Annotated in this window: 12 protein-coding genes; 5 read left to right on the top strand and 7 right to left on the bottom strand. The window is 43.4% G+C overall.

All coding sequences use genetic code 11. From position 1 onward, the window contains the following. Positions 1-5: 5 nt before the first annotated feature. Together ACFSYC_RS16135 and ACFSYC_RS16130 are read right to left on the bottom strand one after the other, a co-directional pair. Complete coding sequence (locus ACFSYC_RS16135; RefSeq protein WP_377129683.1) at positions 6-656, bottom strand: PH domain-containing protein; 651 nt, start codon at positions 654-656, stop codon at positions 6-8. 50 nt (positions 657-706) lie between these two features. Next, positions 707-1,690: a LuxE/PaaK family acyltransferase gene (locus ACFSYC_RS16130; protein WP_377129681.1), complete on the bottom strand. Its 984-nt coding sequence runs from the start codon at positions 1,688-1,690 to the stop codon at positions 707-709. Positions 1,691-2,012: 322 nt separating this feature from the next. Between ACFSYC_RS16130 and ACFSYC_RS16125 the strand changes: the two genes are divergently transcribed. The 3 genes from ACFSYC_RS16125 to ACFSYC_RS16115 all read left to right on the top strand — a co-directional run bounded on the left by ACFSYC_RS16125 (position 2,013) and on the right by ACFSYC_RS16115 (position 7,162). Then, complete coding sequence (locus ACFSYC_RS16125; protein WP_377129679.1) at positions 2,013-4,457, top strand: glycoside hydrolase family 31 protein; 2,445 nt, start codon at positions 2,013-2,015, stop codon at positions 4,455-4,457. Between the two features lie 235 nt (positions 4,458-4,692). Then, a complete protein-coding gene (gene glgB, locus ACFSYC_RS16120; protein ID WP_377129677.1) occupies positions 4,693-6,777 on the top strand; it encodes a 1,4-alpha-glucan branching protein GlgB in 2,085 nt (694 codons plus the stop codon). Positions 6,778-6,964: 187 nt separating this feature from the next. Beyond that, positions 6,965-7,162 (top strand): hypothetical protein, encoded by a 198-nt coding sequence (locus tag ACFSYC_RS16115; protein ID WP_377129675.1) that lies wholly within the window; start codon positions 6,965-6,967, stop codon positions 7,160-7,162. Positions 7,163-7,180: 18 nt separating this feature from the next. Here ACFSYC_RS16115 and ACFSYC_RS16110 read toward each other — a convergent pair whose 3' ends face one another. The 5 genes from ACFSYC_RS16110 to ACFSYC_RS16090 form a co-directional block, all read right to left on the bottom strand. Then, positions 7,181-7,672, bottom strand: coding sequence for an isoprenylcysteine carboxyl methyltransferase family protein (locus ACFSYC_RS16110; RefSeq protein WP_377129673.1), 492 nt, complete (start codon positions 7,670-7,672; stop codon positions 7,181-7,183). Between the two features lie 7 nt (positions 7,673-7,679). Beyond that, complete coding sequence (locus ACFSYC_RS16105) at positions 7,680-8,738, bottom strand: type III polyketide synthase (RefSeq protein WP_377129671.1); 1,059 nt, start codon at positions 8,736-8,738, stop codon at positions 7,680-7,682. A gap of 191 nt (positions 8,739-8,929) precedes the next feature. After that, positions 8,930-10,117: a mannonate dehydratase gene (gene uxuA, locus ACFSYC_RS16100; protein ID WP_377129669.1), complete on the bottom strand. Its 1,188-nt coding sequence runs from the start codon at positions 10,115-10,117 to the stop codon at positions 8,930-8,932. A 113-nt stretch (positions 10,118-10,230) separates the two neighbouring features. Continuing rightward, entirely contained in the window at positions 10,231-11,904 is a 1,674-nt protein-coding gene (locus ACFSYC_RS16095) for a sodium/sugar symporter (protein ID WP_377129667.1), read from the bottom strand. Positions 11,905-12,047: 143 nt separating this feature from the next. Next, on the bottom strand, positions 12,048-12,398 hold the full coding sequence (locus tag ACFSYC_RS16090; protein ID WP_377129665.1) for a hypothetical protein: 351 nt from the start codon (positions 12,396-12,398) through the stop codon (positions 12,048-12,050). A 277-nt stretch (positions 12,399-12,675) separates the two neighbouring features. Between ACFSYC_RS16090 and ACFSYC_RS16085 the strand changes: the two genes are divergently transcribed. Both ACFSYC_RS16085 and xylA read left to right on the top strand, forming a co-directional pair. Further along, a complete protein-coding gene (locus tag ACFSYC_RS16085; RefSeq protein WP_377129663.1) occupies positions 12,676-14,160 on the top strand; it encodes a xylulokinase in 1,485 nt (494 codons plus the stop codon). Between the two features lie 75 nt (positions 14,161-14,235). Then, entirely contained in the window at positions 14,236-15,564 is a 1,329-nt protein-coding gene (gene xylA, locus ACFSYC_RS16080) for a xylose isomerase (RefSeq protein ID WP_377129661.1), read from the top strand. Positions 15,565-15,890 lie beyond the last annotated feature (326 nt).

Here is a 15,890-nt window from a genome sequence, read left to right as displayed (position 1 = left end):
TGCAATTACAAATCGCTTAGCAATTCTAATTTTTTGTGGTTGTACTCTTCTTGCGATATCAGCCCACTATCAAATAGTGTTTTCAGCTTTTTAAGTTTTTCGGTTAAAATATCCGGCACAGCCACAGGCTCCGGTTTTGGCTCGGCTGTCGGCACAGGAGTAGGAGTGGGGGTAACAATCTGCTGCGCTGCTACCGGTTGCAATGGTGTTTCAAATTGTACAGATCCAGACTCGGCGCGTTTTTGCTCCAGGTCGCGCAGGCGGCGGGCTTCGCGTTCTGACTCTTTACGTTCCTGGGCGTATTGATATAATTTACGGGCCTGCACCTTGGGTAAGTAATCTACGCCCATTTCGCCGCCACCGGTAGTTTTTACGCTGAATATAGCGCCAATGATCTCTTCTTTGGTGTAAACGTCAACAATGTCTTTCCAAACAAAATCAACAAACTTTATAGACAAGCCAAGGTTAGCCGGGGTGAAAAAGAGAACGCGTTTATTAGTAATGGCAATGCAGTCCGGTAGTATGTTAACTAAAGGCTTTTTTTGTACAGATATATATATAACTTCTTCGTCGCTGGTTAGCAGGTCGGCAAGGCGACTGTACACTTTCTCAACCGCTTTTGGGTCTTGTTCATCGCGCAAAAATTTCTCGATCATTTTAATCTTTATTATTTGATTGCAAAAATATACAAAATATGTTTTGATGACTAAGCTATAAGCAAATTACACCCGCGGATATCAGCATTGTCAAAACGTCCCAGTATTTCAAAACTTCCATCAGCATAAACCCTGCCTAAATCTTGCGTAGCTATAAATGAGCACGAATTGATATTGGCAAGATCAATGACATTTATCCCGCCGGTTTTACTTTGCGTAGTTGAGCTAAGCGGATCGTTGGTGTCTCGCGTAAGTATGCGCATCCAGGGCGGACAGTTAAATATGCCTTCGCCTTTTGAGTAGGCTTGCGATAATAGTTCTGTCATACCATATTCTGAATGTATGGCATCAACCCCAAAGCCATCGCATAAAATGGTGTGCAGTTCCTCGCGGATCATTTCTTTACGGCGGCCTTTCATGCCACCGGTTTCCATCACAATAAGCTCGGGGAAATTCATTTTGTACTGTTCAACAAAATCCAGCAGAGCGAAGGTTACGCCTATTAATAGCGTCGGCTTTTTTGATGCCTGCTGGCGAAGCAGTTGCGCATGCAGGTCATCATGATTATAAAGGTAAAAGCCGCTATTCGGGTTATTTGATTGCGTAATCAGGTCCTGCGCCATGTAAATTAACGATGAGCCGGGCCGTTCTAAGTAAGCCGGCAGTAAGGCAAGTATGGTAAAGCTAGTTATATCACCATAAAACAAAGAGAAAGCACGCTGGAAGCTTTCCTCGTACCAGGTTACGTCGGTTACATGATGGCTGCTGGTTATTACGCCTGTAGTACCTGAACTGGTAAAACTTACTTGTATATCATCATTAGCGCTTAAAATACGTCGCGATTTAAAAAACTGGATAGGCAAAAATGGGATCTGATCGACCTGAGTTATCAAATCAGCTTCAACCCCGAGTCCGGAAATAAAATCACCATACACGGTGCAATTTATTGCCTGATGCCTGAATATTTTTAAAGCCTCTGTACTAAACTCATTATAGTTAGTGACAGAAAATACATGTTTTTTATCGGGCTTCATTACGGCAAAGATAGCTTGAGGACAGGCAGATTAGCAAGCTTGGGCAGGTAAAGTCAATAATTGACAACTAGTTTGTACTGTTGTGGACCCAAATTTGCTAAAGCGCACATAGTTATGATTAGCCCTGATTGCCATTTGATTATAATGTAGTACCCAAAATTATGACATTCATAATTTTTCACATTTGTCAATCTTTTAGCACTCAATGTCGCTTAATTATTTAAAATAAAATCGTTTATTAGCTGTTGAAACAGGCATTTGTGATGGTTTTTGAGTCTGCTGCCGAATTGGTTTGCAAGCAAAGATCGAATTTTAGTTATATATGGAAGACAATACATTAGACCCGCAATTAAATAAGGTTACAGAAGAAGATGATTTGGTGCAGCACGTCAATAACCCCATTATAGGGCTGAAACCAATAATAAAAAAATATTTAGGTGTACCCAACCATGCAGACCAAATTGGAAGTAAGTTTTTCTTTACAGATGGCGAGGCTAAGGTTGAGCTTGTTGTAGTTACAGACGAGATTATTCGGATTAGATTGGCGCCGCATGGTGTTTTTCTTGACGAGTTCTCTTATGGAGTACCAAAAGTTCCGCAAGAGGCAACCGCATTTACCTTGTTTGAAAACGATCAGGAGTTTAGGGTATCAACGGGTATTATTAATTGTCATATCCGCAAAGCCGATTTTTTTATATCGTTCTCTGACGCTGACGGTACTGTAACCAACGCTGACGCTGTGCCAATGCACTGGGAGGAAAATGTGGCCGCTGGTGGATACTACGTTTTCTGTACCAAAGACAGTGCCCCTAAAGAGGCCTTTTTTGGTTTAGGTGATAAACCTACCGACCTTAATTTAAGAGGCAAACGCTTTGTAAACTGGAACACGGATGCATATTCGTTTCAATGGAATCAGGATCCTATCTATCGTACTATCCCTTTTTATATCAGCATTAACGAAGGCATATCATACGGTATCTTTTTTGATAATACGTTTAAATCGCATTTTGATTTTGGCGCTGAAGAGAGCAATAAAACCAGTTTTTGGGCTGACGGTGGCGAAATGCAATATTATTATATCCACGGCCCGCATATGATGGACGTGGTTAAAAACTACCATAAACTTACCGGTACGCATCCAATGCCACCGTTATGGGCCTTTGGCTATCACCAATGCCGCTGGAGTTATTATCCAGAGAATAAAGTGCGTAAAATAGCTACGACGTTCCGCGAGCAGAAAATCCCATGTGATGGTATTTACCTGGATATTGATTATATGGATGGCTACCGTTGTTTTACCTGGAATAAAAAGTATTTCCCTGATCCGGTGAAAATGGTAAAGGAATTGGCCGACGATGGCTTTAAAACTGTAGTAATTATTGACCCTGGAATACGTGTAGATGATAATTATTGGGTATTTAAAGAAGGCAAAGAGAATAAATACTTTTGCCGCCGAAGCGACGACTACTTTATGGAAGGCCATGTGTGGCCAGGCCGTTGCCAGTTTCCGGACTTTACCAACCCTGAAGTACGAGAGTGGTGGGGTGGTTTGTTTCAGGGATTAGTTGATGCCGGTGTCGCCGGTGTTTGGAATGATATGAATGAGCCGGCTGTTTTTGGTACGGGCACGTTCCCAGACGATGTTCGCCATCAATACGACGGCTATCGTGGGTCGCATCGTAAGGCGCACAACGTTTACGGCATGCAAATGGTACGCGCAACTTACGAAGGATTGCGTAAAATCATGAAGAACAAGCGTCCGTTTACCATAACCCGCGCGGGCTATTCGGGGGTACAACGATACTCGTCTGTATGGACTGGTGATAACGTGGCTACCTGGGAGCATTTAAAGTTAGGCAACATCCAGTTACAACGTTTGTCAATGTCTGGGGTGCCGTTCTGCGGTACTGATATTGGTGGCTTTAGCGGCGAGCCTGACGGCGAGTTATTTACCCGTTGGATACAATTGGGAACCTTTGCGCCATTTATGCGTGCACACTCCGCCGGCGATACTAAGGAACGCGAACCATGGAGCTTTGGTGAGCCATACACTGCCATTAATCGTAAATTTATTGAGCTAAGATACAAACTGATCCCTTACCTGTATTCGACATTTTGGGAGCACCACCGTTATGGTTTTCCAATATTAAGGCCTATAGTAATGCAGGAGCAGATCGAGTCTGACAACTACTTCCGCCAGGATGAATTTACTTATGGCGATAAGATATTGATTTGTCCGGTACTGGAGCCAGGGCAAAAAAGCCGTATTGTTTACCTACCGGTAGGCAAATGGTATAATTTCTGGACATTAGAGGTTGTTGATGGGGGTAAAGAGATCGAAGTAGAAACGCCTTTAGAGACTATCCCGATCTTTGTTAAAGCTGGCTCTGTTATACCAGAGTACCCGGTGATGCAGTACGTTGGTGAAAAGGAAATAGAGGAAGTTAAGCTAAACTGCTATTATATTGAGACAGAAGCGAACTCCTTCTTCTTTGAAGATTATGGCGAAACTTTTGCTTATGAGCAGGACATTTATTCTGAAAAGAAGTTTGCGGTAAGCGGCAGCAAAACCAGCTACACCATACAGCAAAGCATGGAAGGCTTATATACACCACGTTACGAAACTTACGCTTTTGCCGTATCCGGCTTGCCGTTTAACGTCACAGAGATTATTGTTGATGGTAAACCTGTTACTGATTTTACCGTAAATGATAAGGTGCTTGAGTTTAAACACAGCAAAACCTTTAAGAAGATAGAGATACAATAAGGCTAACTCTTTTTGAGCTGCTAGTATTATAATATAAGAGCCTCACGAGTTTTCGTGAGGCTCTTTTTATTTGCTAATTCTGAGCATAGCGACGTATTGCAAAGGGTGGCGAAACCTTAAATACATCACTATTATTATTGCCTCGCGGCAAACAATAATGCTATATTTGGTTGTTATAAACAAAACTCATTAACTTACCTGAGTTAAATCTAAATGCCCCGAGAGGCTATCCATCATGGCAAAAAAAACTACTACCATACCCGAATCTGCGGACGCAACATCTGTAAAAGTTACTAAAACAAAAATTGCTAAAAGCAAGCCTGAAGCTACTACGCCAAAAGCTACCAAGGCAACAGCGGCTGTCAGGAAAGTTGGGGCACCTATTTCCGATCTTTCGATATCCGATCAGTTTAAAGCGGTTATTCCGTATAGTCGTTTTACGGATTTTGATATCGCCCTCTTTCAGTCAGGTAAACATTATAAGCTATATGAAAAATTGGGCTCGCATGTGGTGCAGCATAATAGCGTGATAGGTACCTATTTTGCAGTTTGGGCGCCAAATGCGCATTATGTATCGGTCATAGCTAATTTTAATGGTTGGAATAATGCCTCTCACCCGCTTTATATTCGTTGGGATGGCTCAGGCATTTGGGAGGGTTTCATACCCAATGTAGGGGTGGGCGAGGTGTACAAATACTTCATCAACTCAAGTACAGGCGAAGATTTGGAGAAAAGCGATCCTTTTGCTTTGCGTTGGGAAGTGCCGCCACGCACAGGCTCAATTGTGGCCGATACCTTTTATAAATGGGACGATAGTAAATGGATGTCAACCCGTTATCAGCATAACGCGCTTGACAAGCCCTATTCTGTTTACGAAGTGCATTTAGGCTCATGGGCGCGCGACTTTGAGAAGCCCGATGAGTTTTATACCTATGAACAATTGGCAGATATACTGGTGCCGTATGTTAAGCACATGGGCTTTACCCATGTAGAGTTTATGCCGATAGCCGAGCATCCTTATTATCCAAGTTGGGGGTATCAGGTCAGCGGCTATTACGCGGCATCATCGCGGTATGGTACGCCACAGCAGCTAATGCTGTTGATAGAGCGTTTTCACCAGGAAGGCATTGGCGTTATTCTGGACTGGGTGCCGTCGCATTTCCCCGGTGATGCTATGGCACTGTACAACTTTGACGGTACGCATTTGTATGAGCACGAAGATATGCGCAAGGGTTTTCATCCCGATTGGAAATCGTATATATTTAACTATGGTCGTAACGAAGTTAGGGCATTCCTGATCAGTAACGCGCTATTTTGGTTAGATAGGTACCATGTTGATGGTTTACGTGTAGACGCGGTTGCATCTATGCTATACCTTGATTATTCGCGTAAGGTGGGCGAGTGGGAGCCAAATATATATGGTGGTAACGAAAACCTTGAAGCTATAGCGTTTTTAAAAGAATTTAACGAAGCGGTTTACGCGCATTTTCCCGATGTACAAACTATTGCCGAAGAATCAACTTCATTTAGTGGCGTTAGCCGCCCGGTGTTTGCAGGCGGTTTAGGTTTTGGTATGAAATGGATGATGGGCTGGATGCACGATACCATTAAATATTTCGGCGAAGATCCTATTAACAGAAAATATCATCATAACCAGTTAACATTTAGTCTGATATATGCTTTTACCGAAAACTTTATGTTGCCTTTCAGTCATGATGAGGTAGTATACGGTAAGGGATCAATGCTGCGCAAAATGCCGGGTGACGAATGGCAGCAATTTGCAAACCTGCGTTTAGTGTATAGTTACATGTTTATGCACCCTGGTGCAAAGCTACTGTTTATGGGTAGTGAATTTGGCCAGGGCGAAGAGTGGAACTATCAAACCGCCATGCCATGGCACGTAACTGAATACCCTAATCACAAAGGTATAAGCGAGACCGTAAGAGCACTTAACGAAGTGTATAAATCAGAACCGGCCTTGTACGAGAAAGCTTTTTCGCCGGAGGGTTTTGAGTGGATTGATGGCGGCAACGCTAATGATTCTGTAGTGGTATTTGTACGCAAGGGTCACGATGCTAAAAACGATCTGGTAGTAGTGTTAAACATGACTCCAGTTTCGCGCACTAATTACAGAGTGGGTGTGCCTGCCGGGGGAAACTGGCAAGAGATTTTTAACTCAGATAAACAAGAGTATTGGGGTAGCGGGATTAGCAATGAAAAAGTTATACAAAGCGATTTGGTGAACTGGCATGGCAAAGATAACTCTATCCGAATTACCTTATCTCCGTTGGCTGCAGCTGTCTTTAAACGTGTTAATTAAGCTGTTTGTAGGTTGGTCAATCGTATGTCGAAAATATTTTCGTCACACGATTGGCTAACTAAAACCTACAGTTAAATTTTACGAAGTTTTTTTGATTGGATAATTATTTCATTTAAATTACAGTGTTGTCTCTGATAATTAATTAGTTGCAACCCTTTTAGTCCCGAGTACCCTAACTCTGATTTAAATGAAAAGATTGATATCAATCTTGTGTACCCTGTTAGCCCTTGCAGCGTTTGCCTTCTCGGTTTATTACGCTATTCCCGTTTTTCCGTATCTGAATGAGCCGGAGGTTTTATTAGGTTTCGGCGCATTTTTGCTGTTCTATTATTTGGCTTACCGTACAGGAAAATCAAGAAATAGCGAGGACTTAGCGGATAATTAAATAGCTGTTCTCTGTTGCTTATTCAGCCCACACTTTATTCTCCGCACTTATCCTTACATACAACATTGCGGCGTTAAGCAGGGTGAATATTATGGCTGTAAAAAAAAGTCCAAAGACCAGCGGGATAAGGGCTATCTCGCAAACTACTTCCATATAATTTGGGTGCTTGAAAATTTTATATGGTCCTTTTTTTACGGGATAAACATTAGGTATGCGATAGATCTTGGTATTCCAATATTTTCCTAATGATGAGAGCGCCCAAAATTTAAAAGCTAACACCAATAAAAACGCGATTAAAAACCCCCAACTTATATTTGTGCCACTCCGCCAGTTGTATTCGAAAAGAAGTGATATGATAAATGCAGTGTGCATGCCTACCATAAATGGGTAGTGCGATTGCCCGTATTGCACGGCGCCATTTGCCAGTAGCCATTTTTCGTTTTGGCGCGATATGTAAAGCTCGGATAGACGCTGCAGGATTAACAGCGAAATGAATATGATAAAATACATTTGTTTATTAATTCGTCATTTTTAACAATACCATTTCGCTCGAAAAGCCAGGGCCCATAGCCATCATTAGACCGTAGCCATCTTCAAAATCGTCAATCATAAATCGTTCTAAAACATAAAGCACTGTGGCGCTGCTCATGTTACCATTATCGTTCATCACTGCACGGGTTTTGTTTAAAAAGTCGCCTTCAACACCAAGCGCATTGGTATAAGCATCTAATACTTTTTTACCGCCCGGGTGAAAAATAAAATTTTTAATATCGCTTAGCTGTAACTGGTGTCTGGTTAAAAATTCAGTGATATCTATTTTAACATTTTCATTGATGAAGGTAGGGATATCTTTAGAGAAAAGCACCTTAAAGCCGGTATCCTTAAACTCCCAGCCCATAACGTCAAGTGAATTATAATACAATTTGCTGCTGGCTGCTATGAAACCAATTTTGTGACCCGTCGGGATATGATTGTCGCCCTTTATAATTACTGCCGCTATACCGTCCGAAAATAGGCTTGAGCCGATGAAGTTACTCTTGCTGTAGTCGCTTTTGATTAAGGTTAATGAGCATAATTCTACAGCCACTAATAACACCACCGCATCGGGGTTTGCCTTAGCCGTTGTGCATGCCTTAGCCATGCCAGAAACGCCACCACCACAACCTAAACCCCAAAGCGGACTGCGGTTAACATGTGGGTTAAGTTGCATTTGATTAATGATCAAAGCGTCGATACTTGGTGTAGCCAAGCCGGTGGTTGTTACAAAATAGATATCTGTAATATCCCCTCCGGTTACGCCTGCTTTTGCTATGCAATCTTCGATGGCCTGCACTGAATATTTCAGCGCGTTTTCAATGTAATCATTATTGCGCTGCTCAAAGGTATTTGGCTCAGCGTAATAGGATAATGGCTTGCAAAAATTTCGGGTAACTATCTCGGTATTATCAAAGGCAAAGATCAACCTGTCTGTTTGCGGAAAGTTTGCCGAAAACAGATCATGAGCCTGTTGTTTTACATCTTGCTGAGCGATTTTGTAAGGAAGATTAATGGTAGCTGTTGCTGCTATATGAGGCATATTATAATACGGCGCGTTTGTAATGGCGTTGCCTATAAAAGGAGTAAACAGGCGTATTGTTTGAGGAAATTAAGTCATTCCCCACCCAACAAGGCTTCATTTCGAACGAAGAGAGAAGTCTGTACGCGAGCTACTGATAAGGTATAGATTCCTCTCTTCGTTCGAAATGACAAAAAGTACAAACCACGTTCTTATAAACTTCTTTTAATCCCCAATTCCAACCCCCGTAATTCTGCTAATCCTTTCAAACGACCAATAACTGAGTATCCTGGAAAGGTATCGTGGTTAAAATCGTCTAAAAGCTTATGCCCGTGATCCGGGCGCATAGGGATGGTAATATCCGTACGGCCGGCTGCTTGTCTTTTTTGTTGTTCTAATATCAGTGCCTTCATTACGGCGTACATGTCTGTGCTGCCCTCAAGGTGGCTGTCTTCGTAAAAACTCCCGTCAGCCTCGCGCTTTACATTACGCAGGTGCAAAAAATGAAAGTGCTGTCCAAGGCGTTCAACTATACCTGGCAGATCATTATCGGCACGGGCGCCTAAGGAGCCGGTACAGAAGGTTAAACCGTTGCTTTGCGACGGGGCAGCGTTTACTACCTCGTTCAAATCATGTTCCGTAGATACAATCCTTGGTAAACCAAATATAGGGAAAGGCGGATCGTCAGGATGTACGCACATCTTAATGCCCAATTTTTCAGCATCAGGGATAATGGCCTGCAGGAAATAAGCCATGTTGGCTTTAAGCTTAGCGGTGTTAACATCCGCATAGCGCTTTAAAAAACCTTTAAATTGCTCAACCGTGAGCACATCTTTGGTGCCCGGCAAACCAGCCATCATGTTATTGGTAAGCAGTGTTATTTCGTCGGCGCTAAGGGTGTCTAAATATCCTTTTGCTTCCTGTTGCTCTTCCGCGGTAAACTCATTAGTTGCTTCGGGTCGCTCCAGTATATACAGATCAAAAGCCCGCCAGGCAGGTGCATGAAAGCGTAATGCCGAAGCTCCGTTTTGAAGGCGATAATCAATATCGCTGCGGGTCCAATCCAACACGGGCATAAAGTTGTAGCACACTACGGTTACGCCTGCGGCAGATAGATTTTTAAGCGTTTCTATGTAGTTTCCGATATAACGATCGCGGTCTGCAGTGCCAATTTTAATACTGTCGTGTACGTTAACACTTTCCACAACAGACCATTTGAAACCACCGGTTTCAATGATCGCTTTACGTTTTTGAATTTCTTCAAGGCTCCACACTTCGCCGGTAGGGATATGGTGAAGCGCGTTGACTATGCCGGTGGCCCCCGTATGGCTTATAGCTTGTAAAGTGGCGGCATCATTAGGGCCGTACCAACGGAAGGTTTGTTCTAAATCAGGTATCATAATATGAAGACGTTATCCGATACAAATAAACATTTTTTGACGGAGGATGCGATGTCGTTTAAATAAAAAGTCCCGGTTTATAGGCCGGGACTAGTATGTGAGGTTTTAATTTCTTACCAAAACATTGAATATAATGCTACCAATATACCGCTAATTAACAGCGTACCTATTGCGAAGCCTTTTGATGTTTTGAACATGCTCGGGTCAACTTCAAGGCCATTTACCTTTTTGCCGTCGGCGTTTTCAATCATAGATATGATGTACATCCCTATAACGCAAATTAGGAATACAAAGCCCATGCGGTCAATAAATGGCATTTCGTAAACGCCGGCCGCGTTTCTTACCGCGAAACCGTAAGGCTCTAAACCGGCAAGATTAACGTAGGTTGGCAACACTTTAAAGCCAACTGACAGGATGAAACCGCCAATGGTTGCAAACAAAGCTGCGGTTGAAGTAGTTTTTTTCCAAAAGAAACCAAGTATAAACATGGCAAATATACCCGGCGACACAAAGCCCGTATACTCTTGTATGTATTGAAAACCACCTTTTTTGTCGATACCTAAGTGACGGCAGATCAGGATGGCGATCAGCATAGCAACACAAACGGTTATTTTACCAACCACAACCATCTTCTTATCAGACATCTTAGGATTAGCTTTCTTATAAACGTCCAACGTAAATATAGTAGCAATACTATTTGCTTTACCGGCTAACGAAGCGACAACCGCCGCAGTTAATGCTGCGAACGACAGTCCTTTTAACCCTGACGGAAGTAAGTTAAGCAAGATAGGATATGAGCGGTCGGGATTAACCTCGCCGGCTACCATCATTTTATCGTGGAAACTAAATACATCTTGTTTGTATAAAATAAATGCGGCTATACCCGGTAATACCACAATAACCGGCATTAACAATTTCAGGAAAGCAGCGAATAAAATACCGCCACGGGCAGTCTTTAAATCGGCACCTAAAGCACGCTGGGTGATGTATTGGTTACAGCCCCAGTAGTTTAAGTTAACTATCCACATACCACCAATTAATACACTTAAACCCGGTAGGTCTAGGTAATTTGCATTATCCTTTTTAAAGATCATGTGAAAGTGATCGCCGGCTTGGTCTTTCATAATGTTAAGACCATTTAATACACCGGTTTGCCCGTAATGCTCTGCCACCAAGTTGACAGCAATATACGTAGTCACTAAACCGCCTAGTATCAAGAAAAATACCTGGATAACGTCGGTATAGCCAATAACCTTCATACCACCAAGGGTGATAATCACGGCAAATACTGCCATGCCCCAAATACACGCCGTTAAGCTAACATCGGATATTGCGCTTACCGCAAGGGCTCCTAGGTATAATATAGAAGTTAAGTTTACGACAACATAAAGCAATAGCCAAAAAATGGCCATAATCATAGCTACCGTACCATTGTACCGCTGGTTAAGAAACTGCGGCATAGTGAAAATCTTATTTTTAAGATAAACGGGGATGAAGAAGATGGCTACGATTATCAGGGTAGCTGCTGCCATCCATTCGTAGGTAGCAATGGCAAGCCCCATTTTAAAGCCCGAGCCACTCATGCCGATAAATTGCTCTGCCGATATGTTTGAGGCTATTAATGATGCACCGATGGCCCACCAGGTTAATGAACCTTCTGCTAAGAAATAATCTTTTGATCCGGCTTCAGCGGAACGCTTGCGCCAATAAACCCATAATCCGTAAGATGCAACTACAACAAAGTAAATTGCGAAAACTATCCAGTCGCCGTTTGTCAGCCTATTCATTTGATAAAAATTTATAATTGGTTGGGCAATTATAAACTTTAAATCACGCTTTGCCAAAATATATGGGGGATTGTTGCAATTTTATTTGCCTGCACTTTACGGTGCCCCAATAATGAGGAAGTTAAACTGAAATTTGAAGCTGCTTATTTGCTTACGGTAATCTCGTTTGGCTGCGCTGCTACTATTTGCCAGGTGCCTTTAAATAGCTCTAAAGTGCCGGTTACACAAAGGTGTTTCTTTTTCAGGTTTGCCCAATCCATCTGCAGTTTGTTTCCTTTTATAGCGATGGTAAATTTTTGCTTAGGATAAGCGCCGCCCATATTAAGCAACGTTAAGGTATCACTAAAGATCCTCACAGTATAGACCGTATCACAAAGCGTAACTACTTTGCCGGCGTTTTCTTTATAATTTGCCGGGGTAATTGGCTTGTCTTGTGCGTTGCCGGTTACAGCAAAACCAACGGTAAATATCAGGGCAAGTATCAGTTTTTTCATCTTTGTTAATTTACAAGTAAAGTTAACTTATAACCTCCAGATCAGGGCGTGTGTTTTTAATACCATCAAAGAAATTACAAAGCATTGAAGCAGCGCAATAATACTGGCATTCTTTTAAACAATTTTAACATCAACAAGCATAAAACCCAAATCAATTACAACATCAGCAAAAATTAATAGTGTATTTTATACATTAAGTATGTAAAAACAATTAATTTGCAGCCAGCAATTCAAACCGCTGTAAACCAATTTTAATACAAACTTATCTATCAATAGCATGCTATTATTAGGAATTGATATAGGCACTTCGTCTGTAAAAGTATCAGTTGTGGATGCCGTTACGCAACAAACTGTAGCATCGGCGCAGTATCCGGATATTGAGTCGCCTATAACGGCTTTGCAACCGGGTTGGGCCGAGCAGTCGCCGGATATGTGGTGGGAGCAGGTGCAACAGGCCATTCACAAATGTAATAGTACTAAAAAGTACAACCCGCAAGACATTGCCGCCATTGGCATTGCCTACCAGATGCACGGGCTGGTACTGGTTGACAAAGATCAAAATTTGCTGCGTGATAGTATCATTTGGTGCGATAGCCGCGCGGTAGAACTGGGCGCACAAGCTTTTGACAAGCTAGGTCATGACTACTGCCTGTCTCATCTGCTTAATTCGCCGGGCAATTTTACAGCAAGCAAGCTGGCATGGGTAAAGCAAAATGAGCCAGCCATATACGATAGGATAGACAAGATCATGCTCCCAGGCGACTACATTGCCATGAAGCTGACCGGCGAGATTACTACATCGATCTCTGCCTTGTCTGAAGGTGTTTTCTTCGATTTTAAGAATAACAGCATATCCAAAGCCATTATAGATCACTATGGTTTCAGCGAGCGCCTGTTCCCAGGGGTACAGCCTGTGTTTTCAAATCATGGCGGCGTGTCTGCAAGCATGGCGCAGCAGTTGGGTTTAAAGACAGGTATCCCCGTAGCTTATAAAGCCGGCGATCAGCCCAATAACGCGCTATCATTAAACGTGCTCAGCCCCGGCGAGGTGGCTGCTACGGCAGGTACGTCGGGTGTCATCTATGGTGTTAGCGACGAGCTGACATATGATCCGCAATCGCGTGTTAATACCTTTGCACACGTTAACTACACCAGTCAGCAAAAGAGCCTGGGCGTATTGCTGTGCATCAATGGTACCGGCAGCTTATACCGCTGGACAAAGAACTTGTTTGGTTCCTCGGTAAGCTATCAGCAAATGAATGAGCAGGCAATCAAAGCGCCAATGGGCAGCGATGGCTTACGCATCCTTCCGTTTGGTAACGGTGCCGAGCGGATGCTGAACAACCAACAGGTGGGGGTGCATTTTCATTATATCGATTTAAACCTGCATACACCCGCACACATCTTCCGCGCGGTTCAAGAAGGTATTGCTTGTGCGTTTAGGTATGGCGTTGACATTATGCGCGAAAACGGTATGAGCCCTAACGTTATCCGTGCCGGCAGGGCCAACTTGTTTTTAAGCGACCTGTTTGCGCAAACCTTTGTTAATGCCACCGGCATACCGGTTGAGCTTTATAATAACGATGGCAGCGTAGGGGCGGCTTTAGGTGCGGGCATTGGTTCAGGTGTCTTCGCGTCGCCGAAGGAAGCGTTTAATGATGCTAAGCCGCTACAACTCATAGAACCAACAGCCACAGCTGCTTTTGAAGCTGTTTACCAAGAGTGGAAAGAACTTTTAAACAAGCAATTGAAAACTAAGTAATATACATAACCGTTGATCTGTGCTAATGCAACCAGATCGGTGGAATCATCAACTAATCAGTGAAATCAAACAATTATGAAAGTAATAACAGGCGACACAGAATTTTTTAAAGGAATTGGCCAAATCAAGTACGAAGGCCTTGAGTCTGATAACCCGCTGGCTTTTCGCTGGTATGACGCGGAGAGGGTAATAGCCGGGAAAACGATGAAAGAGCACCTGCGTTTCGCGGGGGCTTACTGGCACTCATTTGTGGGTAATGGTGGCGATCCGTTTGGCGGGCCCACACATGTCTTTGAGTGGGACAAGAAGGCGGACGCCGTTGAGCGTGCCAAAGACAAAATGGACGCGGCCTTTGAGTTTTTAACGAAGATGAACCTGCCATACTACTGTTTCCACGATGTGGATGTGGTTGACTATGGTAACGACATTGCCGAAAACGACCGTCGCTTACAAGCACTGGTTGACTACGCTAAGCAAAAGCAAGCCGATAGCGGCGTTAAGTTGCTTTGGGGCACAGCCAACCTGTTTTCGCATAAGCGGTATATGAATGGCGCCGCTACCAACCCCGATTTCCATGTGCTTAGCCATGGCGCGGCGCAGGTAAAGGCTGCACTTGACGCTACTATTGAACTAGGTGGCGAGAACTACGTGTTCTGGGGTGGCCGTGAGGGTTACATGAGCCTGTTGAACACTAACATGAAGCGCGAGCAGGAGCACCTGGCCCGTTTCCTGCATACCGCTAAGGACTATGCACGCAAGCAGGGCTTTAAAGGCACGTTCTTCATTGAGCCTAAACCCTGCGAGCCTACCAAGCACCAGTACGACTACGATTCGGCAACGGTTCTGGGCTTCTTGCAGAAGTACGACTTGTTGAACGACTTTAAGCTGAACATCGAGGTTAACCACGCTACGCTTGCCGGCCATACGTTTCAGCATGAGTTGCAGGTGGCTGCAGATAGCGGCCTGTTAGGCTCTATAGACGCTAACCGTGGCGATATGCAGAATGGCTGGGATACCGACCAGTTCCCTAATGATATCAACGAGCTTACCGAGTCTATGCTGATCATTTTGGAGGCCGGTGGCTTGCAGGGTGGGGGCATCAACTTTGATGCTAAGATCCGCCGTAACTCTACCGATCAGGCCGACCTGTTTTACGCCCACGTTGGAGGGATGGACATCTTTGCCCGTGCCTTGATCACTGCCGATAACATCCTGCAGAAATCAGACTACAAGAAGCTACGGACGGACCGTTACGCTTCGTTTGACAGCGGTCAGGGTAAGGCCTTTGAAGACGGCAAACTATCTTTAGAAGACCTGCGCCAGTACGCCATCGAAAGCGGCGAGCCGCAGACCATCAGTGGCAAACAAGAGTATATGGAGAACCTGATCAACCGTTATATCTAGTCGACATAGCTGAAATAGTAAAGGTCCCGGCTGTTATGGCCGGGACCTTTTGCGTTTTAGCGTGTTTGTTTCACGCGTGTGTGACACAGATGAAACAAGTGAAACAACATTTTGGCTTAACTATTTTATAATGAGTGAATTGTAGAAACAGGGTGAAACAAAATGAAACAAGATTTTACATTAATTAACTGATAATGAGTTGATTGAAAATTTGTTAAAAATGACACAAAAATGACCCGTCCTGAAAAAGGTTGACAGTTATTTTTATAAAGTTATTAATTATTGTTTGTTTGTCGTGTCAGGATGTTGGGAACGCGTAGCGTTGT

This window comes from Mucilaginibacter antarcticus (assembly GCF_042686155.1).
GTDB classification, from domain to species: domain Bacteria; phylum Bacteroidota; class Bacteroidia; order Sphingobacteriales; family Sphingobacteriaceae; genus Mucilaginibacter; species Mucilaginibacter antarcticus.
The sequence above is the reverse complement of the archived record's forward strand: the minus strand, read 5'-3'. Positions and strand labels throughout refer to the sequence as shown.

Excerpts from the sequence above, each read along its gene's own strand:
- ACFSYC_RS16090 (WP_377129665.1), bottom strand. The coding sequence starts at position 12,398 with ATGAAAAAACTGATACTTGCCCTGATATTTACCGTTGGTTTTGCTGTA.
- ACFSYC_RS16085 (WP_377129663.1), top strand. The coding sequence starts at position 12,676 with ATGCTATTATTAGGAATTGATATAGGCACTTCGTCTGTAAAAGTATCA.
- ACFSYC_RS16135 (WP_377129683.1), bottom strand. The coding sequence starts at position 656 with ATGATCGAGAAATTTTTGCGCGATGAACAAGACCCAAAAGCGGTTGAG.
- xylA (WP_377129661.1), top strand. The coding sequence starts at position 14,236 with ATGAAAGTAATAACAGGCGACACAGAATTTTTTAAAGGAATTGGCCAA.
- glgB (WP_377129677.1), top strand. The coding sequence starts at position 4,693 with ATGGCAAAAAAAACTACTACCATACCCGAATCTGCGGACGCAACATCT.
- uxuA (WP_377129669.1), bottom strand. The coding sequence starts at position 10,117 with ATGATACCTGATTTAGAACAAACCTTCCGTTGGTACGGCCCTAATGAT.
- ACFSYC_RS16110 (WP_377129673.1), bottom strand. The coding sequence starts at position 7,672 with ATGTATTTTATCATATTCATTTCGCTGTTAATCCTGCAGCGTCTATCC.
- ACFSYC_RS16095 (WP_377129667.1), bottom strand. The coding sequence starts at position 11,904 with ATGAATAGGCTGACAAACGGCGACTGGATAGTTTTCGCAATTTACTTT.
- ACFSYC_RS16115 (WP_377129675.1), top strand. The coding sequence starts at position 6,965 with ATGAAAAGATTGATATCAATCTTGTGTACCCTGTTAGCCCTTGCAGCG.
- ACFSYC_RS16130 (WP_377129681.1), bottom strand. The coding sequence starts at position 1,690 with ATGAAGCCCGATAAAAAACATGTATTTTCTGTCACTAACTATAATGAG.
- ACFSYC_RS16125 (WP_377129679.1), top strand. The coding sequence starts at position 2,013 with ATGGAAGACAATACATTAGACCCGCAATTAAATAAGGTTACAGAAGAA.
- ACFSYC_RS16105 (WP_377129671.1), bottom strand. The coding sequence starts at position 8,738 with ATGCCTCATATAGCAGCAACAGCTACCATTAATCTTCCTTACAAAATC.